Source organism: Desulfoluna sp. (assembly GCF_030145185.1).
In the GTDB taxonomy this organism is placed as follows: Bacteria; Desulfobacterota; Desulfobacteria; order Desulfobacterales; family Desulfolunaceae; genus Desulfoluna.
Window position 1 is genome coordinate 12,534 of sequence record NZ_JAQYWB010000060.1, and the last position, 23,204, is coordinate 35,737.

18 protein-coding genes and 1 riboswitch are annotated in these 23,204 nt (G+C 55.7%); of the genes, 10 read left to right on the plus strand and 8 right to left on the minus strand.

Features of this window, described 5'->3' with window-relative positions; all coding sequences use genetic code 11:
* Positions 1–530: 530 nt before the first annotated feature.
* Together Q1Q75_RS17220 and Q1Q75_RS17225 are read left to right on the plus strand one after the other, a co-directional pair.
* Positions 531–1,781 carry an outer membrane protein transport protein gene (locus Q1Q75_RS17220; RefSeq protein ID WP_300673120.1) on the plus strand — a complete coding sequence of 417 codons (1,251 nt, stop codon included), beginning with the start codon at positions 531–533 and terminating at the stop codon, positions 1,779–1,781.
* A gap of 625 nt (positions 1,782–2,406) precedes the next feature.
* The gene (locus Q1Q75_RS17225) at positions 2,407–2,817 is read left to right on the plus strand and encodes a MarR family transcriptional regulator (RefSeq protein ID WP_300673122.1); all 411 of its coding nucleotides are present in this window, start codon (positions 2,407–2,409) and stop codon (positions 2,815–2,817) included.
* Between the two features lie 122 nt (positions 2,818–2,939).
* On the opposite strand, the gene Q1Q75_RS17230 is transcribed toward Q1Q75_RS17225, so the two are convergent.
* Positions 2,940–3,284: a DsrE family protein gene (locus Q1Q75_RS17230; RefSeq protein ID WP_300673124.1), complete on the minus strand. Its 345-nt coding sequence runs from the start codon at positions 3,282–3,284 to the stop codon at positions 2,940–2,942.
* Between the two features lie 1,298 nt (positions 3,285–4,582).
* Here Q1Q75_RS17230 and Q1Q75_RS17235 point away from each other — a divergent pair.
* Both Q1Q75_RS17235 and Q1Q75_RS17240 read left to right on the plus strand, forming a co-directional pair.
* Entirely contained in the window at positions 4,583–6,427 is a 1,845-nt protein-coding gene (locus Q1Q75_RS17235; protein ID WP_300673126.1) for a long-chain fatty acid--CoA ligase, read from the plus strand.
* Positions 6,428–6,876: 449 nt separating this feature from the next.
* Positions 6,877–7,515: a YkgJ family cysteine cluster protein gene (locus Q1Q75_RS17240; protein WP_300673128.1), complete on the plus strand. Its 639-nt coding sequence runs from the start codon at positions 6,877–6,879 to the stop codon at positions 7,513–7,515.
* Here the strand turns inward: Q1Q75_RS17240 and Q1Q75_RS17245 are convergent.
* Positions 7,512–8,654 carry a pyridoxal phosphate-dependent aminotransferase gene (locus Q1Q75_RS17245; RefSeq protein WP_300673130.1) on the minus strand — a complete coding sequence of 381 codons (1,143 nt, stop codon included), beginning with the start codon at positions 8,652–8,654 and terminating at the stop codon, positions 7,512–7,514. The two genes, Q1Q75_RS17240 and Q1Q75_RS17245, sit on opposite strands and share 4 nt — an antisense overlap.
* A 263-nt stretch (positions 8,655–8,917) precedes the next feature.
* Here Q1Q75_RS17245 and Q1Q75_RS17250 point away from each other — a divergent pair, with 263 nt between their 5' ends.
* From Q1Q75_RS17250 to Q1Q75_RS17270, 5 genes are all read left to right on the plus strand, one after another.
* Positions 8,918–9,994, plus strand: coding sequence for a phosphagen kinase (locus tag Q1Q75_RS17250; protein WP_300673132.1), 1,077 nt, complete (start codon positions 8,918–8,920; stop codon positions 9,992–9,994).
* Positions 9,991–11,184, plus strand: coding sequence for an MFS transporter (locus Q1Q75_RS17255; protein WP_300673134.1), 1,194 nt, complete (start codon positions 9,991–9,993; stop codon positions 11,182–11,184). Before Q1Q75_RS17250 ends, Q1Q75_RS17255 begins: the two co-directional genes overlap by 4 nt.
* Positions 11,185–11,317: 133 nt before the next feature.
* Entirely contained in the window at positions 11,318–12,031 is a 714-nt protein-coding gene (locus tag Q1Q75_RS17260) for a superoxide dismutase (RefSeq protein ID WP_300673136.1), read from the plus strand.
* A 116-nt stretch (positions 12,032–12,147) separates the two neighbouring features.
* A complete protein-coding gene (locus Q1Q75_RS17265; RefSeq protein ID WP_300673138.1) occupies positions 12,148–12,558 on the plus strand; it encodes a bacteriohemerythrin in 411 nt (136 codons plus the stop codon).
* Between the two features lie 37 nt (positions 12,559–12,595).
* Entirely contained in the window at positions 12,596–13,009 is a 414-nt protein-coding gene (locus tag Q1Q75_RS17270) for a bacteriohemerythrin (protein ID WP_300673140.1), read from the plus strand.
* A 2-nt stretch (positions 13,010–13,011) separates the two neighbouring features.
* Here the strand turns inward: Q1Q75_RS17270 and Q1Q75_RS17275 are convergent, their stop codons facing one another.
* The 4 genes from Q1Q75_RS17275 to Q1Q75_RS17290 all read right to left on the minus strand — a co-directional run bounded on the left by Q1Q75_RS17275 (position 13,012) and on the right by Q1Q75_RS17290 (position 17,289).
* Positions 13,012–14,037 carry an ABC transporter ATP-binding protein gene (locus Q1Q75_RS17275; protein WP_300673142.1) on the minus strand — a complete coding sequence of 342 codons (1,026 nt, stop codon included), beginning with the start codon at positions 14,035–14,037 and terminating at the stop codon, positions 13,012–13,014.
* Positions 14,018–15,694, minus strand: a complete 1,677-nt coding sequence (locus Q1Q75_RS17280) for an iron ABC transporter permease (protein WP_300673145.1) — start codon at positions 15,692–15,694, stop codon at positions 14,018–14,020. The genes Q1Q75_RS17275 and Q1Q75_RS17280 overlap by 20 nt, the downstream gene beginning before the upstream one ends.
* Positions 15,691–16,707 carry a thiamine ABC transporter substrate binding subunit gene (locus tag Q1Q75_RS17285; RefSeq protein ID WP_300673147.1) on the minus strand — a complete coding sequence of 339 codons (1,017 nt, stop codon included), beginning with the start codon at positions 16,705–16,707 and terminating at the stop codon, positions 15,691–15,693. Before Q1Q75_RS17285 ends, Q1Q75_RS17280 begins: the two co-directional genes overlap by 4 nt.
* Positions 16,708–16,805: 98 nt before the next feature.
* Positions 16,806–16,921: riboswitch (TPP riboswitch) on the minus strand.
* 173 nt (positions 16,922–17,094) lie between these two features.
* Positions 17,095–17,289: a hypothetical protein gene (locus tag Q1Q75_RS17290; RefSeq protein WP_300673149.1), complete on the minus strand. Its 195-nt coding sequence runs from the start codon at positions 17,287–17,289 to the stop codon at positions 17,095–17,097.
* Between Q1Q75_RS17290 and Q1Q75_RS17295 the strand changes: the two genes are divergently transcribed.
* Positions 17,288–19,660, plus strand: coding sequence for an ATP-binding protein (locus Q1Q75_RS17295; protein ID WP_300673151.1), 2,373 nt, complete (start codon positions 17,288–17,290; stop codon positions 19,658–19,660). The genes Q1Q75_RS17290 and Q1Q75_RS17295 overlap by 2 nt on opposite strands.
* A gap of 268 nt (positions 19,661–19,928) precedes the next feature.
* Here the strand turns inward: Q1Q75_RS17295 and Q1Q75_RS17300 are convergent, their stop codons facing one another.
* Together Q1Q75_RS17300 and Q1Q75_RS17305 are read right to left on the minus strand one after the other, a co-directional pair.
* Positions 19,929–20,363 (minus strand): hypothetical protein, encoded by a 435-nt coding sequence (locus Q1Q75_RS17300; RefSeq protein ID WP_300673152.1) that lies wholly within the window; start codon positions 20,361–20,363, stop codon positions 19,929–19,931.
* Entirely contained in the window at positions 20,350–22,830 is a 2,481-nt protein-coding gene (locus tag Q1Q75_RS17305; protein WP_300673155.1) for a pyruvate formate lyase family protein, read from the minus strand. The genes Q1Q75_RS17300 and Q1Q75_RS17305 overlap by 14 nt, the downstream gene beginning before the upstream one ends.
* Positions 22,831–23,204: the final 374 nt, after the last annotated feature.

Genomic DNA, 23,204 nt, shown 5'->3' on the forward strand with positions numbered 1-23,204 from the left:
GCGCCGTGCGGACCGCTTAACGTCCGACAAACCTGCAACGCCACATTTTGTGATAAATGTTGAGACGGGGCCGGCGGTTTGCGTGACGTTGAACGGTGCGGGAGCCGCACCCTACGGGCTGAAACGCTTTTGCGAAACTTTTTTCAAAAAGAGACCCGCCAGAGACAGGATGAAGCTGAATGGTTACATTCTGTTTTCTATCCCCTATCCCCTACTCCCTATCCCCTACTCCCTACTCCCTATTCACTATTCACTATTCAAAAACCCCGTTCACACATCAAAAACAGTGCATCACAACAATGATGAGTCAACAGATCTAAATCAACGGGTAAACCATGAAATGCCCATTCTAAAATATAAGTTTTACCCCTATATTCACCCCGTATTCTTTCCATATTGCCTTTCGATGAGACTCTGACATGATTTGTGAGCTATTCAGGTGCCCCGTCAAAACGTCGGCATCCACAAAAAGGAGAAAAACACGCCGGAAAAACCGGCTCAGGCAATCATCATCAGCACGTCGAGGCCCCATGAAACGAACCCTGTCCCTTCTTACCGCACTGCTTACCCTCTCTTCCGTGACACTGGCCCAGGCCGGCATGGTCGACACTTACGGCATCGGCTCCCGGGCCACGGCCATGGGCAGCGCTGTCAGCGCATCCCCCTCGCCGGTCTTTGCTCCCTATCACAACCCGGCCGGTCTTTCCCGGGCTGAGGCCCCTGCCCTGGCCGCGGGGGTGCTCACCACCACACCCGACATTGAGGTCACGGACTACACCGTCCCCCAGATCTGCGATGGCGCAAATTTCAGCGACACCACCGGTACCCTCATCATCCCCCACCTCGGTTTTGCCATGCCCGTCAGCGAAAAATTCTCCGCCGGCATCGCCCTCTATGCCCCCTGGGGGATGCATGTCAATTGGGATAAGAACCCGGCTGTAAACCCCGGCGCTTTCAACAACTACGAAGCTTATTACCAGAGGGTGGCCATCACCCCCGCCCTGGCTTACAAAATAAATAATAAACTTTCCGTGGGGGCCGGGGTCTCATTCGGACGGTCCGAGACCGGCGCGGAATTCATTCATGCCAGTCATAAAGTCCCCTTTGAGGCCAAGCTCGTCGACGACTTCAATATCTCGTACAACCTCGGCACCCTCTACCAGGCCACGGACCGCCTCTCCTTCGGTCTGACCTATCGCAGCCGAACCCAGGTCGATTTGGAAGGCGACCTCAAGGTAAACGGCTCAAAAAAAGCCAACGTCAGTCTGGACTACGATCACCCCGAACAGGTCCAGGGAGGTATCGCCTATCGGTTGGGAGACCAAAAAAATCTTCTGGTGGAGGCCGACGCCATCTGGACACGATGGGGCATCAACAAAGAGCAGGTCGAAATCCTGACGCCCGACACCTTTGGTACCAGCCCCCTCATCGTCCCCCGCCACTGGGAAAACACCACCAAGTACAGCCTCGGCATGGAGTGGACCATCAACCCCACCGTCACCCTGCGCGGCGGGTACCTCTGGGACCCCACCCCCGTCCCCGATGAAAGCCTCGACTTTATCTGGCCCGACGGTGACAAGCACACCCTCTCCCTGGGCGCCGGGTTCACGGTCGGATCCTTCACCCTGGACATCGCAGCCAGCTACGCCAACATTCCTGGCAAGCGCCACATCGACGGGGAGAGCGAAGCCCTGAACAAAAGCTACGGAGAAAGGCCGGTCAGCCTTATGGCCGATGGCACCATCCTCAACATAGGCACCACCCTCACCTACGCATTCTAACCCGGATATTTCATGAGAAACCGCAACACATAAGGGAATGAGGCTTTATTACAGACTGTTGTGGCGATAAAATAAGGTGTTCGAAAAATACAAAATATCATTTTCGATGGTCTCTTCGATTTTCTCACCCTTCGGGCGAGCCGAGTGCACCCATCTTCTGCGTTATCAGTGCATTGAGATAAACCACTACATCGACAACTCTGATGCCTTGAATATGGAAGCACTCGACTCGTGAAATATCCGGGATAGCCACACACCGAGGCAAGGTGTGGCCCATAAAAAACAGATGACGGCCACGCCTTGCACCCTCTGACACGCACCAAGAAACCAGACGCATCATCCTCCCTGATTTCCAGTGTGGCAGAAGAATCAAACAAAGAACGGGGACCCCATCCCCCCGAAGCTTCTTTAATCTTCTGCAATCCCTCTGACATTTCCCTTGACAGGTACAGAGTTTGCGGGATACTTTGCGCACAAATTAATCTTGGGACTCTTCCGAAAGCCAAAAGATAACCTTTCCATACCTCCGACACAAAACTGCTTCGCTGCATGAACCAGAATATCCGTCGCCTTGGGTGTGCACCGGCTTTGGCGAGTTCATCACACCTGACCAACGGAAACCCACATGACATACAACGAATGCATCGTCTTTCTTCTGGCAAAAGCCAACCAAAAGGCGCAGAAAAACCTGAAAAAACGCATGAAAGCGTTTGGCCTTACCACGGTTCAGGGACTGGTCCTCGGAGCCATTTATGAAAACAACGGCCTGACCGCCAGCGAAATAGGCCAACGATTGGTTCTGGATAACGCCACCGTCTCAGGCGTTCTCGATCGTTTGATCGACGGGGGCTGGATCACCAAGAAAAGCGACGAAAATGACCGCCGTGTCCAGCGTATCCTCCTGACGGATCAGGCAAATGCCAGCATCGTCAACAACCTCATTTCGGTCCGGGCTGACGCCAATGAAGAGACCATGAATAATTTGAGCCTTGAAGAACGAGTGCTGCTGAAGCGACTCCTCAGAGATCTTTCGTGATTACTTTGTGTGCATACGATCTTTAAGCACAATGATCCCTATTGAGGCCCTATGACAAAAGCCCTGCGCCGTTTCCGGCCCAGGGCTTTTTATTCGTGCGCATATTTTTAAACAAAGGGGTGTCAGGGCTTCACATAGGCGTACCCGTCCCTCTGCAACTCCACCAGCTTGAGGACCCCTGCGCGGGTCACTTTAAAGGCCGGATGCAAGACATCTTTCACAAGCCCGAACTGCGTCAGAGAATTGTTACAGACAAAAAAATCGACCCCCTCGGCGGCCAGCGCATGAATCAGCTCTGAAAGCCCCATGTCCATACTCGCCGTCACCTGCTGAGCCCCAGGCCCGTTCACCACAATAGCTGCCTGAATGGAACGCCCCTCCAAGGCACCCAGAAGGTTTTTCATGTTGTTCAGGGTCAGGCGAAGTCGCCTCTCCTTGTCAGAATCAAGATGCAGTACAACTTTCATAAGATCCCCTTTTGATCAAGGTCCCAGGTTACGTAATGACTCCCCGGCTTGTCGTGGAATGGCAGGTTATCAAGAATGATCCGTTCGTAAAAAGTCATCGCCCGAAACGTTAGGCGGAAAAGCCTTTAAAATCAGCCGAGGCTTACTCCATCATCTGTTGTCATTTCAGAGAGCTGCATGACTTCTCAGAGGATCCGAATACCTGAAACAGTGTAACATAAAGAAGCGTTGTGATCTCGCATTTTTAACGCGGATAACCCAACGAGGCCTCCCTTTTCACTCCTGACGCAGGCCCATCATTTTGACAAAATCCTGGGAATGCATCACAACTCCACCTCAAATCGGCCTGGCCTTTCCCCTGGAGACTCCGGCGTCCGCTGCAGGGAAGTGCTTCCTCAGGATGCCGTCAGGATAAAATACCGCGGTGCCTTGTTCTTCGGTGGAATGGTGACCTCTGCATCCAATTTATGCCCCGGTTTAAAAAGCTCTCGGTGTATATTTTTCAATAATCTGTTCTTAAAATAGCGTTGATACTTCTGACCGTATAACGTCTCATCGACTTTGAAACCGGCCTCGTGTAAACAGGAAGACAACTCTGGGATCGTAAACTCCTGGGTATGAAATACATTCTTTGGCTTGTGCTGAAGGGTCTTGCATCTGGGGCTGGTGATCAACCGATTGGGAGACGAAATAATCAAGACACCTCCTTCCCGGAGAAGCTGTTTCAAATTTTTCAGTGCTTCTACAGTGCCAAAGAACAACTGCGATCAATCCATGATTAATCACTCATAAGAGATAAAAAGCTCAGCTCTGAATAAACACGAGGAAGCCCTCCTCATTGTGTCTCCTCCCTCCGAAAAAAGGTCATACCAAACGAAACGCAGCGGTTCTCGAAAGATAAGGATTCAACCCAATGAGGCCTATGGCAACCCGCGTTCACCGTGTTTTCCCCAAGAGGTTTCGTCAGCATTGCCATCAGAGCCCCCTGTTCATAACAGCTAAATAGTGATGAAAAATTCACGGTATTTTTGCAGTCGCTCAGCGCTCTCCCGCCCGAACGCTACCAGCCCGAAGTCCAGAGAGAAAAAGTCATCCCGGTTTCCCACCGGCACAGACTGCCCAATGGAGCCCCATTGATTTATTCCTTAGCGGCCTACCAACACAGCCCCCTTCCTTTCCCCCTTTTTCCTATTTCCTTAAGACCTCACCCCGTTCTGCCCTTGCCCTCCGCCCCAATTTGGAGTACCTTTGTTCTAAAAATAGAACGATGATTACAAACATTACCAGCGAGGTAACATATGCCAGTCAATCATGATTCTAAGTTCGAGGCCTACCTTCACAGCGAGCAACACATCGCCCGCATGATCCGACGCCGCATTCCCACCTTCGGCACCAAGGTTGCGTTAAGAGACCGAGCCGACGGAACCTGGATTTCTTATACATGGAATGAGATGGGGGAGACGGCGGATCACATCGCGCGGGCTCTGATTTCCTGTGGCGTGGGGGTGGGGGACCGTGTAGGCATTTTTTCTCAAAACCGCGCGGCCTGGACCCTGGCGGATCTGGGAATTCTTTCGGTACGTGGGGTGACGGTGCCGGTGTACGCCACCAACTCAGCAGAAGAGACGGCCTACATTATTGACGACGCCGGCATCGGGGTGCTTTTTGTCAATGACCAGACCCAATACGACAAAGCGCTGACGATTCTGGAGGGAGAGACGACGCTTCACACCCTGGTTGTGTTCTCTCCTGCGGTGACCCTGAAGGCAGGGACAAGCAGTGTCTATTTGACTGATTTTCTGGCCAAAGACAAGGAAGGAAGGTTTCAAAATGAATTGGATAAGCGCCTTATAGAAGCCGGCCCAACAGATCTCTACACCCTGATCTATACATCCGGCACCACCGGGGCTCCCAAAGGGGCCATGCTCACCCATAAAAACCTGCTGGCGTCCCTCTACGGAACCGGCTACCCCATGCCCGTAGGAGAAGAAGACGTCTCCTTTGCCTTTCTGCCCTTAACCCATGTCTTTGAGCGAAGCTGGTCCTGGTTCATGCTATCGCGGGGGGCAGAAAACCACTATTGCCACGACACCAAACAGGTCAAAGAGTTCTTTGCCGAGGTGAGGCCCCATTACATGGTGAGTGTCCCCAGGGTGTGGGAGAAGATTTACGGAACGATTCAAGACGGGCTACAAAAGGCGTCACCCCTTAAGCAGAAACTTTTCAGATGGGCTTTGCAGACAGGGGCAACCTACAACGAAAAGCTCAAGATGCATCAAAATCCCGGTGGGTTTCTCAGCCTGAAGCATGCCGTCGCCGATAAGCTGGTCCTGTCTAAAATCAGGGAGGTGGTGGGAGGTCGTGCAAAATTCTTTCACTCCGGTGGTGCGCCTCTGAACCCGGAGATCAACGCCTTCTTTGTCAACGCGGGCATTCGTCTGGGGGTGGGGTATGGCCTGACAGAGCTCTTTCCCATCTGCGTCTGCACGCCGGAAGATATCGGCTTTGGCACCAGCGGCAAGCCCATTCCCCTGGTGGAGGTCCGTATCGCCGAAGACGGCGAAATTCAGGCCCAAAGCCCAGCCCTCATGACCGGGTACTGGAACCGACCCGAGGCCTCTGCTGAAACCCTCACCGAAGACGGCTGGTTCAAGACCGGAGATATTGGTAAGATCAGCGAAGAAGGGTACGTCTGCGTCACCGATCGCATCAAGGAGATCCTCATCACAGCGGGGGGGAAAAACATCTCCCCCCAGACCATCGAGACCGCCATCAAAGAGGATATTTACGTGGAACAGGCCGTGGCCGTTGGAGACGAGAAGCCCTACATCTCAGCTCTCGTGGTCCCCTCCTTCCCCATGCTCGATACCCTGGCCGAGACCCTGGGCCTTGGACAAAGCACCCACGAAGCGCTCGTGTGCCACCCGAAGGTCATCGCCTTCTACCGGGATCGCATCACCCAGCATACCCAGCACCTGGGCCGTGTCGAACAGATCAAGAGGTTCACCCTCCTTCCCGCCCAACTCACCCAGAAAGCCGGTGAGCTGACCCCCACCTCCAAACTCAAGCGCCGCAATATCCTGATACGCCATGCGGAGACCATCGAGGCCATGTACGCAGAGCCGAGAAAGAAGGCATCGTAGGGAATGATTCCGTTTATGCCTCCGGCGGCCCTGCCGGGGGCTAAACTTTCGCCTGATCTTATAAAAACGGGGTTAACAAACAGGTCTTAAATACATATTTCAGATTTACGTTGACCCAAATAGAGGGGTTACCTGAAATAAAATCATGGATCATACGTCAAAATAAGACTAAAATAGTGAATCTTCCTACCCTTTAAGCATCCCTGTCCGCTATTTTTCTACACCCATTCAGCGACGGCGCCATTCCTTTGCGCTTCTGTATTTATCTGCGCGCAATTCGTTTTCATGGGGATTTCCTGTCCGTGAACAGGCCTGTTTCGCGTCTTGATTATGCTTTATCGCGCCCCGACGCCGGTTGGCGAATCCTTCGAAAGGACGCGCCCTTTTCTCCTTGCCAAGCCCTGTCCCTAATAGATGAGATCCTCAACCCTTCGAAGCCGAGGTCTGAAATGACAGCCCAGGAAAAATTTCTCAAAGGCGTGTATGCGTCTGTGGATGAAGCCGCTGCATGCGAACTGGATCGGTTGCGCCGCGACGAAGGCATCATCCCGACATGCAAAGCAGGGTGCTGTTACTGTTGCCGATACCATGTCCTTATAACCCCCATAGAGGCCCACGGCCTGGCGCATTATATCAGACAGGAATTTTCAGCCGACCAGACAAACGACCTTCGGATGCGAACGCAGGAATGGCACAGATGGGACAGCGCGAGGCCAGGCAGGCCGTCCTCGTCCCCCTCGGTTAAACCGGCAGCAGGACCCATAAATGATCCCTGCTGCCCTCTGCTGGTCAAGGGCCTGTGCAGCGCCTACCCCATGAGACCGGACGTCTGTCGGACGCATTACGTCCACTCCCATCCCCTGTACTGCTGTGAAGCGAGCAATCCGGATTCCACCGAAGCGCCACCGGTGCCGCTCACCACCGTGGTCACAGCGGCACGGCCCTATTCATCTGCCATACCGGATCAAATCGAAGGGGCGGGATTGGACCTCTCCCGATCCATCATGCTTCTGCCCCATTGGCTGGGGATCGTCATGGGGTGGGAGTTCGGATGTACGGACTCCCCCTCACGAGGTTTTAAACGCTAAGCACGCGCTTTGAAATATGCTTCGAGCCTGTCCATGGCCCGCTCAATATTCTCAATGGAGTTGGCGTAGGAGAAACGAAGGTAGCCTTCGCCATTGTCGCCGAAATCAATACCGGGAGTCACCCCGACGTGGGCTTTTTCCAGAATATCGAAGGCAAGTTTGTACGAATCCATGGAGAGGTGCTTGACGTTGGCAAAGACATAAAAAGCCCCGGTAGGTTCCACGGTGATGCCCAGGCCCATGGCCTTCAAGCGTCCGATCATGTACTTCCGGCGCGTGTTGTAAATGTCCTTCATGCGAAGGGTGTCTGCCTTCCCCTCTTTTAGAGCGGCAATCCCTGCCATCTGGGCCGAGGCATTGACCGAGATAAAAAAGTTCTGCTGAATTTTCTGCAAGGGGCGCATGTACGCTTCCGGTGCGATGACGTAGCCCAGGCGCAGGCCGGTCATGGCGTACAGCTTGGAGAACCCGTTAAGCACAAAGGCGTCGTCGGTAAACTCCAGCATGGTGTGCTCTTCTCCTTCATAGACCAGGCCGTGATAAATCTCGTCGGAGACAATGGCGGGTCCCAGCTTTGCGATGCGCTCCATACGATCCGTGGAGAGCAGGTTGCCCGTGGGGTTGGACGGGGAGTTTAGAAAAATGGCCTGGGTGCGGTCCGTCATCCGCTTTTTAATCTCAGAGACCCGATACTGAAACCCATCCTCCTCCGTCACAGGCACTCTCACCGGCACCCCCCCCACAAACTTGATGAAGTTGGGATAACAGGCATAGCCGGGGTCGGAGATAATCACCTCGTCTCCGGCCTCCAGCATCGTTGAAAACACAGAAAAAATGGCCGGAGAGGTCCCTTGCGTCACCATCACCCGATGGGGAGAGACGGTGACCCCGTAGGTCTCGTCATAGTACTCGCAAATCGCCTCTCGAAGTTCCATCATCCCCAGGCTGTGGGTATAATGGGTGTATCCGTCGTTGATGGCCTTGCATGCTGCCACCTTCACACAGTCCGGGATGTCAAAATCGGGTTCACCCACTTCCAGGTGGATGATGTCCACGCCGTCGCGCTCCATCTCGTTGGCCCGGTCCAATACATCCATCACAATAAACGAGGTCATCTCCTCGGCTCTTCTGGCGATCATCACTCCTCCTGCTCCACTGGCGTCATATCATCAGGGGCCTCGCCCCTTTTCCTCACATTTGAGCCCCTTGTTACCACATTTCTTTTCTGGCTTCTATGATTATGACCCCCGCAAAAATTCTGAAGGCCCAAAGTAAAAACCAGGCAGCGCATGGGGTACCGATTCAGCGTATACCTCTGAACAGTGACCCTGGCTTTATGTCTCCAGCATGCTTTTTCCCCTCGTCTATGGTATACAAGATGACTTTTGCGGGGACCACTTCGATGGATGGCTACAGAGTCAATAAAGGTGAAGATTTCATGGATCATTCAGGGTTTCCTACATTTCCCGACGGATGTACGTCACTTCTCAAAAAACACCTGACCGACACGGTATGGGCGGCGTTAAAGGATCTGAAGACGGCCTCGGGATACACCCTTGCCGACCTCATCCGGTCCGGGCTGGAGCATCCCGAGAGCTCTGTTGGCGTCTATGCGGGAGACGCGGAGAGCTACACTCTTTTTGCCCCGCTTCTGACCCCCATCATAGACGACTATCACGGTTCGTCCGTCTCCCACCCTGCCTCCGATTTCTCGCTAAGCACCCTGCCCCAACTCAGCCGGGATGCCTCGGACCGCATTGTCTCCACCCGGGTGCGGGTGGGACGCAACCTGGCAGGATTTCCTCTGGGGCCGGCCATCTCTGCCTCTGAACGCCTGGACGTGGCACGCCGCATCCAGGCGGCGCTGACCCACCTGCCCGAGGCCCTGCAAGGGACCTATCTGCCCCTGTCCGTCATGGATGACGCCCTCCGTGACGATCTGGTTGCGCGTCACCTGCTTTTCAAATCCGAAGATCGTTTTCTCACCTCGGCAGGGATCATGCGCGACTGGCCCGAGGCCCGAGGCCTCTTCCTCTCCCGGGACGAAACCTTCAGCGTCTGGGTGAACGAAGAAGACCAGCTGCGCATCATCGCCCTGAAAAAAGGGGGCGACATGACGGCGGTGTTCCGACGTCTTGCAAAGGGAGTCAGCGCCCTCTCCCGTCACCTTGTGTTCCTCACCCACCCACAGCTGGGGTCTCTCACCAGCTGCCCCACCAACCTGGGGACCGCCATGCGGGCCAGCGTGCACATGACCCTGACGGGCCTCGCCAGGGACGAAGCGGCGCTTAAAAAGAGCGCCGAGGCCTTAGGGCTTCAGGTCCGCGGCATGCATGGTGAACATTCCCAGAGCCAGGGTGGGGTGTATGACATCAGCAACCGCATGCGCTTGGGCGTCACCGAAACCGAAGCCTTTTCCCATCTCATCCACGGTATCAATCGTCTGGCCCAAAGGGATCAAGGGATGTCCCGCCCATGAACCCCCAAGAGCGAAAAATTTTTATCACCCTTTTCATGTCCATTTTTTCAGCGGTGACAGGGGTGGGGATCGTTATCCCCCTGCTGCCCGTCTACGCCCGGGACTTAGGGGCCAGCGGCCTTTACATCAGCATGATCTTCGGGGCCTTCTCCATCTCACGGACACTCTTTCTTCCCTGGTGCGGCAAGACCTCGGACCGTATCGGACGCAAACCCTTTATTATTCCCGGCCTCTTCTTTTACGCTCTCATCTCCCTGGGGTTTATGCTCTCCAACTCGGTGGGGACCCTGATCGGCCTCCGGTTTCTTCAGGGCATCGCCTCCGGCATGATCATGCCCGTGGCCCAGGCCTATGTCGGAGAGATCACCCCCAAAGGGAAAGAGGGCTTTTACATGGGCCTCTTCAGCATGGCCATGTTCTTAAGCCTCAGTATGGGCCCCTTCATGGGAGGGTTCATCAATCGCCTCTACGGCCTCGACGCCGCCTTCCTCGGCATGGGAGCCCTCGCCATGATTGCTTTTTCCATGGCCCTGGTCTTTCTTCCACCGGTGGCGGAAGAGAAAAAAGCCACCTCCCAGAGCGAAAGCATTGCCGTCATGGGCCTTCTCAAAGACCGCTCCCTTGTCGCCCTGGTCTCCTTCAGGCTGGTGTACACCACCTGCGTGGGGATGCTCTGGTGCTTTCTGCCACTTTATGTCGACGCCTCCTTCGGCCTGGGCAGCGCTGAGACCGGCACCCTTGTCATGATGATGGTCCTGGCCGGTGGCGTTCTCCACGTCCCCATGGGGATCCTGGCCGACCGATGGAACCGGGAATGTCTGGTGGTGCTGGGGGGCCTTTTTATCGTCTTCTCCATGCTCCTCTGCTATCAAGCCACCGGCTTTTACAGCCTGCTTGCCGCCGTGGTGGTCTTCGGTCTCGGGGGCGGCACCTCCCTTCCGGCCCTCTCGGCCCTGGCCGTGGAGCGAGGCCGGGACACCGGGAGCCTCGGCTCCGTCATGAGCCTGCTCACCATGGCCCACAGCCTCGGCATGCTCCTGGGCTCTCTCATCGCCGGGGTCACCATGGATCTCCTGGAACTCCGCTACGCCTTCCCCATGGGCGGACTCATCATGGCCGCAGGCCTGGCCCACTTCGTCTGGTTAAGCCTGAGGCCAGGCCAGAACAAACGGTCTCCGGCGGTGGAGTGAACCCCCGCGAAAGCGGCTTGCAGATCCGCGCCACCTCAGGTAGTATGTAGTGACATATCAAATCCTTTCCCCTACCCCGAGAAATATCATCGCCCCTCTTCCAACCGCGACGCCTTACCCATGAGGTCATGCCATGCCAACATTTTCATCAGGCCGTCCCCCACACACCCGTCATTTTTCCTATGCGGTCGCCCTGTGTCTCGTTGTTTCCCTTCTCTTCATCGTCGGATGCGCCCCCGAACCCAAAGGCCCGGCCCTCACCCTGGCCCCCCTGCCCTGGGCCAGAGACGCCCTGGAGCCCATCATCTCTGCCCGAACCCTTTCCCTGCATTACGGAAAACACCACGCCGGGTATGTGATCAAGGCAAATGCGCTCATCGAAAAAAGCCGGTTTAAAAGAAAAAGTGTGGAAAAGATTCTCTCGGCAACGCGAGGAAAGAACAAATACGAAGCGCTCTACAACAACACCGCCCAGGCCTGGAATCACGCCTTTTTCTGGGGTAGCCTTACCCCAAAGGGCGGGGCACGGCCCGCGGGTCCACTGGCCGAGGCCATCAACCGCGAGTTCAACGGATGGAAAGGGTTCCGCTCTGCCTTTATTGAGACGGCGCTCTCTCATTTCGGCAGTGGCTGGGTCTGGCTGGTCAAAGACAAAAAGACACTTCGCATCATCACCACCTCCGATGCCGACACACCCATCGCCCAGGGGCTGACCCCGCTGTTTACCATCGACCTCTGGGAACACGCCTATTATCTGGATTATCACAACAAACGAAAAGTCTATGTGGAGGGTGTCTTTGACGGATTGGCCCATTGGAAGAAGGCCGAACAGCGATACCGGCCCTGAAAAATCATCGGACCGTGTTTAGATGTTAAACCTTCAGACGAAGCCCCGGTGAACAGCAGGCTCGGCCCCACGGCTCCCACCCTGCTTGTAACCCGGTCAATGCCATGAGGTGCCCCATGACCACCCCTCTGGTCTGGACCGAAAAAATTTCGGTCAACATCCCCGAGATCGATCAGCAACACCAGACCCTGTTTGCCATCATCAACGATCTCATCACAGAGCATAATCAACAGGCCGAACCGGAAAAAATTCTGAGTCTGATCGGACGCCTTGTGGACTACTCCGGGACCCACTTCACCACCGAGGAGAATCTCCTGGTCGACCTGAATTTTCCCCATTTCATCCAGCATAACCAGGCCCACCTCGCCTACATGAAAAAGGTGGACCTGTTTATCCAGGACTGCAAATCAAACAAAAGGGGGCTGTCGTTGGAGATGCTTGAATTTCTCAACCACTGGTGGCTGAACCATGTCTCCATCTCCGACATGGAATATGCCCGGCATTTTAAGGCGAATCCGGCAGACTGAAGACAGACCCCAAGCGCAAATCAACCCAGGAGTTCCTATGGAAACGCCCATAGAATGGAGCGATGACCTGCTGTTTCATATCGACGAGATCGATGATCAGCACCGCAATCTCTTTCTGCTCATCAACCGTCTCATCGGCCATAAACGCAACCACGGACCGCGGGAAGAGCTTATCGACCTCCTCCGGGTACTTGTGGCCTTTGCCCAGACCCATTTTCGCACCGAAGAGAATCACATGACGGAGAGCCACTACCCCCATGCCCTTGAACACTATGAGGAACATGAGGAATTCACGAAATGCATCCACAATTTTATGGGGGATTACGAAAGAGGCAAGGAAGATCTCTCAGATAAAATGCTCACCTTTCTGAGGCACTGGTGGAACACCCATGTGGCGAAATCCGACCAAACCCTCGCCAGATATCTCAAGGAGAAGGGACACCCGTCCTGAACTCACGTTAACCCCGGGAAAAAAAGCCCCTCGCCCGGAAGGACCTCCAACCGCCCCGATCGCCCTTCTTCCCACAGGGTATCCCGCGCTTCAAACACAATCACCCGATGGGCACCGGAGACCACATGAACAAGGGTCCAGGCCCCGCAATACTCCACCCGCTTCACCACAAAGGAGAGCCCGATACCAGACGGACTCTCATGCAGCACCACATGATGGGGCCTGAAAAAAAGAGTCCCCGGCCCATCAGGCCCGCCCCACCGCACCACCTGCGTTCCACTGTCCGTCACAAACCAGCCCTGCTCCACACGCCCGGCAAGGGTGTTGGAGAGCCCCAGAAACATGCCGGTAAAAAGGTGACCGGGGCGTTCATACAACCCCTTCGGGGTCCCGGTTTGAAGAATCTCCCCACCTTTCATCACGGCAATGCGATCGGAAAGGGTCAAGGCCTCTTCCTGGTCATGGGTGACGTAAAGGGTGGTGAGCGAGAGGCGATCATGCACCTCCCTGATCTCTCGCCGCAGATCGATGCGAAGTCTCGCGTCGAGGGCTGACAGGGGCTCATCGAGAAGCAGCACAGAAGGGTTCGGGGCGATGGCCCGGGCCAGGGCCACCCGCTGCTGCTCCCCACCGGAGAGGGTGGCGGGAAACTCGTCGGCCTTGTCCGTCAGCCGGACCAGCGCCAGGAGCTCTCGTACCCGGCTCTCCCGGTCTTTCTTCCCCACCTTTCTCAACTTCAACCCATACGCCACGTTTTCAGCAACCGACATATGGGGAAAAAGGGCGTAATCCTGAAACACCATCCCGATGCCGCGTTTCTCCGGAGGTTCATGGGAAATCTCCCGCCCATTCAAATCGATGCTCCCGGCATCGGCTGATTCCAACCCCGCCACCATACGAAGCAGGGTCGACTTCCCGCAGCCCGACGGGCCAATGACCGAGAGAAACTCCCCTTTGCTCACGGTGAGATTCACCCGCAGCTGAAAATCACCATAGCGACGAAACAGATCATTCACGTTCAGGGTCAAGACTCTCTCCTCCCATCCATTCAAGTAAAAGAAAACAGACCACACAAAGCCCCATGAGAAGCGTCCCCAGGGCGCAGGCAGCAAAAAAACGATAGGCCCCGATGAGCCGATACAGGGCCAGGGGAATGGTGATGGTGTCTGCGCGAGCTAAAATCAACGTCGCGTTGATCTCCCCCATGGAGAGGGCAAAAGCAAAACAGGCGCCCCCCACCAGGCCGGAACGAATCAAAGGCAGCTCCACGGTGAGAAAGGTTTGAAAGGGACCGGCCCCTAAAGTACGGGCCACCTGCGGCAACGAGGGGCTGATCCGTTTCAGGGAGGCAGACACGGACCGAAGCACAAAGGGGTAAGCCACCACCACATGAGCCGCCACCACCGCGGCGCGACTTCCGCTGTAGTCGGGGAAAAAAAGGGCCAGACACTTAAAATAGCCCAGGCCCAGCACCACGGAGGAGACCCCCATGGGAAGCATCATGGCGGTCTCGGTGAACCGAGCCCACACCCCTTGACTCCGGGTGGTCACCCAGGCGGCCGCCATGCCCAGGGGAAGCGCTGCACAAACCGTCAAGCTGGCAAACACAAGGCTGTTTTTCACCGCCATCAGAGAGAGGGCAGAGCCACTCTCTGTAAAAAGGACATCGTACCACTTCAGGGTCCAGACCAATGGCCCGGACCGACTGACTTGCGCCAGAAAGGAACGCACCACGAGCGCCACAAGGGGAGAGGCCACCACCAAGACCACCAGCAGAATGTAAAAGCCCCAAAAAATACGGGCCTTCCCTGACAGGCGCAGGGTGCCCCGCCGTGAAGCCTGACCCCGCACGGCGTGGCTCGCTCGATGCTGCATCTTCACAGTGATCCAGAGCATGGACAGGGTGAGCCCCGCCCCGACCACGGCAAGGGCCGCCGCCATATCCAGGTCGAGGCTGATGCGGGCAGCACGGTAAATCTCCACCTCGATGGTGGTGTAACGGGGCCCGCCCCCCAAAACCAGCACCACGGCAAAGCTCATAAAACAAAAAAGATAGATGAGCCCCGCCGCTGAAAAAATGGCGGGCAGAAGTCCGGGCAGGGTGACGGTCAAAAAACACCGGACAGGCCCTGCCCCCAACGTCCGGGCGGCCAGAGCCGGCCCGTCGTTATGGCGCTCCCAGAACCCCCCGATGAGCCGGGCGGCCAGGGGAAAATTGTAGAAGGCGTGGGCCAGGACAATGGCAGAAAAAGAGTAGAGAATGGGAAAAGGAGGCCGTTTCAGATCAAACACCCCCATGGCAAACCGATTCAACACCCCGCTGTTGCCATAAAAAATCACGAAGGCGAGAACCACAAGAATGGAAGGCAGCACAAAGGGAATGGCGGTAAGGGCTTTTAAAAGCCGTTTGCCGGGAAAGGTCGCCCGCCCCAGCAGCCAGGCCCCCGGCAAGCCCAGCATCAGGGAGACCCCCGTGCTGACGAGGGCCTGCCAGAGGGTAAACCCAATCACCCGAAAGGTGTAGGGGTTTGAAAAAAGCCGCACAAAGGGAGAGGGACCCTCTCCCCCTTTCAGGGCCTCTGCAAGGATCACTGAAAGGGGAAGATAAAATAAAATTAAGGTCGGGACCACGGGCACAAGCCAGAGCAGCCGCATCCCCCACCCTTTGTGCGAAGAAGGGGTCATTTGGAAACAGCGCCCACCCAGGTAGAGAGCCACCCTTCGCTTTTCGTCATGATCACCTCAGGCGAGAGCTGGAGGCTCTTTTCAGGCTTCACCGCATGGGAGAAGCTCTCAGGCAGAGGGGTCGCGCTGCTTGCTGGAAACATGATGTTGGTCAGGGGGATCTCCCGCTGAAAGGTCTCGGAGAGCATAAAATCGATAAAGGCTTCGGCCGCCTTGCGATGAGGGGCCCCTTTCAGGATACCTGCCCCTTCGATCTGCATGTAGTGTCCCTCTTTAAACGCCGCCGCCTTGTAACGCGAGCTCTTCTCAAAGGCCACATGATACACGGGGCTGCTGCTGTAACTTAACACCAGGGGGGCCTCGCCGTTGGTAAAGAGACCGTACCCGGAGCTCCAGCTGTCGGTGATGGTTAAAATGGAAGGGGCCAGGCGCGTCCAGTAATCGGCGAAATCCTCGCCGTACACCGAGACGGTCCAGAGGAAAAAACCCAGACCGGGACCTGAGGTACGGGGGTCCATCAGAATGACGGATTTCTTATAGGCGTCAGAGGTCAAATCTTCGAGACTCTGGGGGGGATTCTTGATGACCTCGCTGTCATAAATCATCGCGAAATAACCGTAATCAAAAGGCGTCACCTGACATTCAGGGTCAAAGCGAAGGGCCTCGGGCACCCGATCGAGTCCTGCGGAACGATAGGGGGAAAGGACCCCTGATTTCCTGGCTTTGGCCAGAAGATTGTTATCGATACCGATCACCACATCGGCTTTGGGGTGATCTTTTTCCAGCATGGCGCGCTGGAGCACCTGGCCGGAACTTCCAACAGAGATCAGCTCCACCTTCAGCCCGCTCACCTTTTCAAAGGCGGGAATCACCTTGGGCGCGAGTCCCCATTCCGAAGCAAAGGAGTCGTAGGTATAAATCACCAGTTTTCCGTCCGTCTCCCGGTTCCCCGCATACGCAGGCAGCGTGGCCAGGCACAGGCACAGCACGGCCAGCATCACTCGTTTCATCATGGTCAACCTCATTTTTTTCTGTGAATGTAGACAGACTCGCAAAAGAACACCCAAAAGCCTCACCGCAGGGTGTGTTGCAGAGCCATCAATAAAAGGGGTGGGATGGCGGAATCCAGTTCCCTACGCCGGAATTAACCGGATCAGGTTCAACGGGTATCATCTCAGGCTGCCGTCAACGCATCAAGCGCCCGGGCAGCCACCCCACGGTTCCAGTTCTGAAAAAGCCGGGGAGCGGATATCCTGTCCGAATCGCCGGGTGTTTTTCAGTCACTGGCTCTTAAGTAGTCGGTGATCGGCGCCCCTGTCAACGGCTTTCTCATGAAATACCTCCCCGCCCCCTCAAGGCCCCCGTGTCCGCATGCCACCATGGTTCCGTCGTCACGCGAATCATGGTATATAATAAGGAAAATAATCGTCTTCGCCGGCACTCCCCATCCGCTCTCTTTCCCACACCGCCTCCTCAAGCGCCTCCCCTTCAGACAAACGGCAAACGCCTAACCCTGAGGTACGTAACGCCATGCTCCCCTCAACCCACAGCCCCTCGATGAGGTCCCCCATCCTCACCCCCCGGTTCCGTGTCATGTCATGGAGCCTCGTGTGGGTCATCCTCCTGCTGTGTTCTCTGCCTTCCCGGCTCTACGCCGAGGAGGGGACAGCCGACCCCCGCCCCCTACGGGTGATGCTCCTCTTCTCCTACCACCAAAGCCTGATCTGGGAGGACGAGATTTATCACGCCATCCAAAAAGGATTTCAGGAACTCCCCAACCCCGTGGATCTCCACGTCGAACACATGGACACCAAACGGACCCCGTTCAACGCAGCCTATAAAACACAGCTCCTGACCCTTTTCCGGCGCAAATTCGCCCACCGCCCCATGGACCTCGTCATCGCCTGCGACAACAACGCCTATGACTTCATGCGAGCCCACCAGGCCGACCTGTTCCCCAAGACGCCGGTGGTCTTTTGTGGGGTCAACTTCTTTCAGCCGGCGCAGATTGAAGCCCTGCCTCTCTTCACCGGCGTGGCCGAAACCTTCGATGCCGCCCGAACCCTTGACATCGCCCTATCCATCCACCCTCGAACCACCGACCTCTATATCCTTAACGACCACCTCCCCACGGGAATCGCCTGGGCCCAAACCATCCGTGAACAGATGCGGCCCTTTAAAGACCGGCTGAACATCCGCTACCTCCCCGACCTCCCCATGAAAACACTGGAGGCACGGCTTTCCCGTCTCCCTAAAACCGCCCTGGTCCTTATGGGGGTCTATTTCAAGGATGCAGACAACCGATTTTTCCCCGAACAGGAGAGCATGCAGCGCATCTCCCGCGCTTCACCCGTTCCTGTCTATGGCCTCCTCGATCTTTACCTCGGCCAGGGCATGGTGGGGGGCAACCTCATTAACGGGACCAGCCAGGGAGAACAGGCGGTGGGCCTGGCAAAAAAAATTCTGGCCGGTACCCCGCCCCATGACATCCCCGTGGTGAGACAAGGGACCAATCGAAACCTCTTCGACTACGAACAACTCCAGCGTTTCGGCATCCCGGAGCGCCTCCTTCCCGAAGGCAACACCGTCATCAATCGTCCCTTCTCTTTTTACACCACCTACAAAACCCTGGTGTGGCTGGTCAGTGCCTACATCCTCCTCATCTCCACGGGAGTCTGCCTGCTCCTGATTCACCTGACCAACCGCCGGAAAGTCGAGCATGCCCTGAGCCAATCACGGGTTCTTCTGGAACAGAAAGTCCGTGAACGGACCGCCCAGCTCTCCAGGGCCAAAGAGGAAGCCGAAGCCGCCAATCGCGCAAAAAGCACCTTCCTTGCCCACATGAGCCATGAACTGCGAACCCCGTTAAACGGCATCATCGGTTTTTCAGGGCTGATAAAACAAGACGGCGATCTCCCGGCCCATCACATGGAGAGCCTGGAGATCATCCTCAAAAGCGGGGAACACCTCCTGGGGCTGATCAACGATGTTCTGGAATTTTCCAAAATCGAAGCCGGCAGCATCACCATAGAAGAGGCCCCCTTTCACCTGCAAAACGCACTGGATGCTTTAATCCAGGTCATGAGGCACCAGGCGGAAGAGAAAGGAATCGGGTTTCAATGCACCTGGCAGGAAGGGCTCCCCGTGTTCATCCTCAGCGATCGGCTTCGCATCCGCCAGGTGATGATGAACCTGCTCAGTAACGCCTTGAAATTTACGGCCGAAGGAGACATTCACCTCGACATCAGCCAGCGCACACGCCGGGAGGGGAAAGAATACCTGGAGCTCTCTTTTCAGGTCACAGACACCGGGCTTGGCATCCCCGCCGACGAGCTGAGCGACATCTTCGACCCCTTTGCCCAGGGGAGACACATTCGCCACACCGGAACGGGAACCGGCCTCGGTCTCACCATCTGCCGTGAGCTGGCACGGCTCATGGGAGGCGACATCACCGTCACAAGCACCCTGGGAAAGGGCTCTATTTTCCGATTTACCCTTCATACCCGGCGCATGGCGGCATCTCCCCGGGCTTCGGAAGAGCCATGGCCTGAAAGCAGCTCTCCCCCAGAAGAGACCCGACGCATCCTTGTGGTGGATGACAACGCCACCAACCGCCTTTTCCTGAAACGTCTTCTCAGCGCCTCGGGGTATCAGGTGACCTGTGCCGCCAACGGCAAAGAAGCCATTGCACAATTTCAAAGCACCCAGCCCCATCTCATCTGCATGGATTTGAAAATGCCGATCATGGACGGAATTGACGCCACGAGACATATCAAATCCACCCGGGAAGGGTCCCAAACCCCCATCATCGCCCTGACCGCCTGTACCTTTGGAGCCGACAGACAAAAAGCCATGGAGGCCGGATGCGACGATTTTTTAGGCAAACCCTTCGACAAGGCCACTCTTTTTTCGATCATGGAGAAACACCTCGCCCCCCAACGCATCAACCCGCCGAAAAAGCCATAAGGTTCAGGCAAGCGGATTCATCCACACCACAGAAAAAGCGCCCCTTTTTAATCACGATGAAAAGGGACGCTTTGGGGGCACCCGGTGCCCGTTTATTCTAAAAAATGATGCGCGCAGGCCTAACCCGGCTCGCCCGAAGGGTGAGAAAATCAGACAGAATACCGTGAATTACATTTTGTGTTTTTGAAACGACTGAAAATATTACTACAAAGAACTGTAATTACTGATTATTCCTTATTCCTGATTGTTTTCTCATGAAATATCCGGGCTAAAGGGCAAAGGTCAACTGAAGGTGTTTGGCCATGTAGGCAAACTTAGCCAGGTAGTTGAGGTTGCCCGTATAAGAGACCTCATTGTCCAGAATGGCGGCGATAATATCCGGGTTTTCACTGAAGAGACATCGCCTCAGGGCCTTGCCATCTTTAAACTCGATGGTGATATCCGGGTGATCCACGAGACGATTTTTCACCTTCATCCGGTTGCCGTCGAAAAGCGCCGAAGCGGCGATACCGCCGTCACGACTCGCAAAGGCATAACGTCCCTGAAACCCTTCGATGTTTTTCCGATACCCTCTGTCCAGAATCAAAGCCAACCGCATAATCCTCAACAAGGTTTCAAGAAAGAGGTCCATGGCCCGAGAGTTCATCTCGGAAACAGCCCCTTTCACCCGGTGCTCAATCAGCCGGCGTTTAAAAAAATTCATGGGTTCTCTCCCGTGAGGACAAAGGCAGGGGCACGGCCCGGCCGCTGGTAAGATCGTACTGAGTGCGGGTAATGAGTTCCTCTTTCATGGCCTCCGAAAGATCCCGAAAATAAGCAGAGTATCCAGACACACGCACAAGCATCTCTGGATCCAGCGAGGGGTTGTCCTTCACCGCCCGAAGCCGCTCGTAGGTCTGCACATTAAACTGCACCTGAAGCCCCCCTTCGCGAAAATAGGCATCCACCATGCTTCCGAACCGATCCGTATAAACGCCGACATCCTCCCCGGCCAGAAGAGGCGAGTATTTCATGTTCAGTGCTTCTCCTCCCGGAATGCACTCGCCAGAGAGACAGGCCACGTTACGAAAGGCTTCGGTAAGGCTTGGAGCGGCCTGGGAAGCCGGGGTAATCCCACTGGAAAAAGGCTCGTGGGCCTTGCGCCCGTTGGGCAACGCCCCGGCCAGCTGCCCCTGGCCGGCGTGGGTGGTCATCGTCCAGTAGGCGGGCCGATAGCGCCCTCCCCTGTAGTTGATGTGTTCTTGGTAAACATCGTAAATAAACCGCACAAGATTTTGTGCATTTTTCACAGCCACCGGGGCATCCGTGCCGAATCGAGGAATCCGATTGGCCAGCCAGAGGCGAAGGACCTCCTGACCCGGGAGCTCAAAATTATGCGTCATGGCGTCCACCATCTCAGCCATGGTCAATCGTTTCTCGTTGAAGACCCCATACTCGATGGCATTCAAGCTGTCGCATACATCTGGAAAGGCCACATGGCTTCCCCCAGAGGAGTTGTATCGCGCCCCCCCGAACACCAAATCCATCCCCTTCTCCATGGGTCCCTTAAAAAGCCCGGAGAGGAGTGGGCTGGGCAAAATTTCCTGATGGACATGCCCAAAGTGCTCGTTAAGCTCGATGGCTTGTTCGAGGAGCCACTTCAACTGGGTTTTAAACGCCTCCCAAAAGGCCTCAAAAGAAGTAAAGCTACAGGGATCTCCCGTCCGCGGTCCTATCTGCGCGTCAGCGGTCACCCCGCGTTTGCCGTCCTTTAATGTCATCTCCATGGCCGCCGCCAGATTAAACATAATGGAGGAGGAGGAGACGAAATCCCGCCCGGCACTGGCCAGCTCCACGCACCCCACAATGGCATAATCCCGGGCATCTGCCTCGATCACTCCCTGATTCATCAGGGTCTCGATGGCGGCCACGTCATTATGGAAAGCGGGAATCGCCTTGGTGTGGATGACCACTTCCGAGACCCGGTCCCGATACGCCCGGCTGTTTTTTTCCACATGGTACCGGGCATTGACGCTGGGATCCCTCAGCCGCATCAGCTCGGTCACCTTTAAAAAAATGTAGGAAAGATCGTTCACGGCGTCTTCGCCATCACGTCCGACCCCCCCTAAGGTCACCGCCGGCGTCGACCCGGCTCCTCCCCAAAGCTTTTCGGCCGTCTCCGGCACCAGGTTGGTGTTGTCTGACAGTTTCAACCAGAGACAACAGCCGAGTTCCAGAGCCTCCTCCGGCGTGAGCCGCCCCTCTGCCACGTCGCGTCGGTACCAGGGATAAAGGATCTGGTCCAGCCGTCCGGGACTCATGGCCATGTTAATATTTTCGGCATGAATCCCCACCTGACAGAGCCAGAGACTGTTCACGGCCTCCCGAAAGGTCCGTGCCGGCTTGGAAGGAACCCGGGAGCAGATCTCGGCCATCTCCTGGTAATTTTTTTTGCGCAGGGGATCCGCCTCGGTCTCGGCCCGTTTTCCGGCGGCTTCGGAGAGGCGTGCGGCATAGGCGATGATCCCTGCCATGGCAATCTGAACCGCTCGATAGAAATCTTTTCCCATCGCATCAGCGGCACTCTTTTCCCGGTGGTTGGCTTCGGCAATAATATGGGACACCCCCTTTTCAAGGGCGGTCTCAAAATGGGGCACACAATGAGAAATGCACCCCGCCTTTCCATTCATATAAAAAACAATTTTTTCCATCAGCTGAAGGGAGAGGGGATTCTCAAATTTTTTCCGGGTCACTTCCAGGACGGTGCGATCCATCCAAAAGGGAAAAATTTCGAGATTGCAGCAGGCGGCATCCTCCCTGGAGAGCTTCTGAGGATTGATCTTCCGTTCACTGATTGTCTCCAGTTCCGGCCAGACCATCAGCCCCAGAAGTTCGGGGTAAAGGGGCGCCCCCAGCGCTTTGGAAGTGGTGGATCCGGCCAGAAGGTTGTCGTCAGGGAAATGGGGATCCCGGTGGCCGAGATAATGGTTCACCGCCCGCGCCCTGGAGACAATCATCGGCTCCCCATTGGGCCTCAGATTCTTCATATAATCGGTGATCCAGCGGGCACGCTCGATACAGACCTCGGTCTCGCTTCTGAAATGAGCCTCTCGAAGGGAAAAAATTCGTGGCAGGGTCTCAAGGGTCACATGGGAAAAACCAGGATCCTTCAGGGGTAGTGTCTCAGACATAACACCTCCTGTTCAACGACATGGCGGCAGCAGTATTTCTCGCCCATCACAGCAAAAGATAACACACCTTATTTATACCATATCGCGCCGATTATCAACTGCGAATCAAGCCAGTCATCAAGCGCGAAAAGGATCAACCACGTTGTCGTAAAAGAGAGGGGCTGGAAAAAAATCGTAAGGTGGGCGATTTCTTCAAACAAAAAAGGCGCGTCTTCCTGCATGGAAGACGCGCCTAACCCGGATATTTCACGAGTTGGGTGCGCTCATATGCAAGGCATCAGAGCTGAAGATGTAGTGGTTTACCTCAAAGCTCTGATAACGCGGCAGATGAGTGCACCCGGCTCGCCCGAAGGGTGAGAAAATCAGACAGAATA